The following is a 1,699-nucleotide window of genomic DNA, read 5'->3' on the forward strand; positions in this document are numbered from 1 at the left end:
GTCGGCGTCGGCCTCACCGCTGATGCTCGCGAGCGCGAGCGGCGGCTCGAACGAGGCGTGTCCGGTCATTTCAGCTCACGCGATCGATCGCGTCGTCGATTGTGCGGACCACGCGCACGGCGTCCTCGCGGGAGTCGATTTTGATATCGGTTTGGATCGTCGGCCGGTCGAAGTCAGCGTCGTCCTCGGCGTCGACCACGAATGCGTCCGCGAACGGGTAGGCGGTCGCGAGTCCCTCGGTGCTGGGCTCCGCGTTGACGGCCGCCATGAGATCGCCGGCGGGCCCGGAAAAGGCGTCGTCGCCGAGGAACGGCGAGACGGCGACGACCGTCGTCTGCGCGAGCGCGTCCGCGACGCCGGGAAGCGCGAGCATCGGACCGATACTGGTGACCGGGTTCGAGGGACCGATGACGACCGTGTCGCCGAGCGACTCGAGCACGCCCGGCGCCGGCTCGGCTTTCGAGGAGCCACGGAACTCGACGGTGTCGACAGTTGGCTCGCCCCGGTGGGCGACCCAGTACTCCTGAAAGTGCATGAGCCCCTCGTCAGTATGGACGAGGCTGGCGATGGGATCGTCGCTCATCGGGAGGAGATCGATAGTGAGCCCGAACGCGCCGGCCAGCCGCTCGGTCGCCTCGCTCAGCGTGTTGCTGTCGTCGAGGAGACTCGTCCGCGTGATGTGCACGGCCCGATCGCGGTCGCCGATAGTCATGAACTCCGCGACCCCCGAAAAGCGTCGCCAGTTCGCGAGCCGTCGGCCGTCGGTCTGTTTCTCCTCGGAGAGGTACTGTGGTCCCTCCGGCAGTCCGGCGGCCGACGCGATGTCCAGCAGCGCCGAGTTCGTCCGATGCGTGTCGCCCTCGATTCCCCACCACGTCTCGCGGTCGAGGATCCCACCACCCTGAAACAGCAGCGTATCGACGTCCGGCGAGACGAAGAGCCCACCGAGCTCGATGTCGTCGCCCGTGTTGGCGACGACCGTGGTCTCCTCCGGCGAGAACGCGGCAGCTGCGCCGTCCAACAGCTTCGGCGTTCCGGTGCCCCCGGAGAGGAAGGTTACCATACCTGCAACTCTCGAGCGTGGCTACTTAATCGCTTTCGGCCGCTCGCGGTGGCCGGTACCGTCAGGCACCGGTCGTTCGCGGCACGACGTTCGCGTTCGATCGGAACAGGTTGGCCGGGTCGTATCTCGTCTTGACCTCGACCAGTCGATCGTAGTTCTCGCCGTAGAGCAATTTCGCAGGGTCTTCGTTCATCCCGGGGAAGTTGCCGTAGCGGCCCGACGAGACCGACAGCGACTGAACGTCTGCGAACAACTCGCGGGCCCAGCCCACGTTCGCGTCGTCGTCCTCGGCGGCTTCCCAGTTCGCCTCGACGGTGAGCATGTAGGGCTTATCGCGGTGCCAGAACGCGGTCGCGTCCCGCGGAACGTCGGCGACCGCGTCGCCGAGGTGCCAGCAGTCGATCGTCGAGAGCGCCGACGGGGCCGAGTCGGTATACCGGACCATGAGGTCGAACACCTCGTCGGTGAGTTCCTCGAGGAAGATCGACTTCCAGTAGTAGCGCAGTCCGTCCGGGTAGTCCTCGTCGAGCATCGACTGCAGGTCGACGTAGCGCATCGGCCCGCTCATATCGGCGACGGGCGTCGCGCTCTCGCGGAGCGGCCCGAACATATCGTCGGCGTCCGCCGGGTCGCCCC

The 1,699-nt window shown here is 67.0% G+C and carries 2 protein-coding genes; both read right to left on the minus strand.

Features of this window, described 5'->3' with window-relative positions; all coding sequences use genetic code 11:
* Nucleotides 1–70: 70 nt before the first annotated feature.
* Entirely contained in the window at nucleotides 71–1,063 is a 993-nt protein-coding gene (gene cofD, locus PGX04_RS24655; RefSeq protein WP_273740920.1) for a 2-phospho-L-lactate transferase, read from the minus strand.
* A gap of 61 nt (nucleotides 1,064–1,124) precedes the next feature.
* Nucleotides 1,125–1,699, minus strand: a 575-nt coding sequence (locus PGX04_RS24660) for a BBE domain-containing protein (protein ID WP_273740921.1), incomplete at its 5' end; no start/stop codon positions are given.

This window comes from Natrinema soli (assembly GCF_028618695.1).

Excerpts from the sequence above, each read along its gene's own strand:
- cofD (WP_273740920.1), bottom strand. The coding sequence starts at position 1,063 with ATGGTAACCTTCCTCTCCGGGGGCACCGGAACGCCGAAGCTGTTGGAC.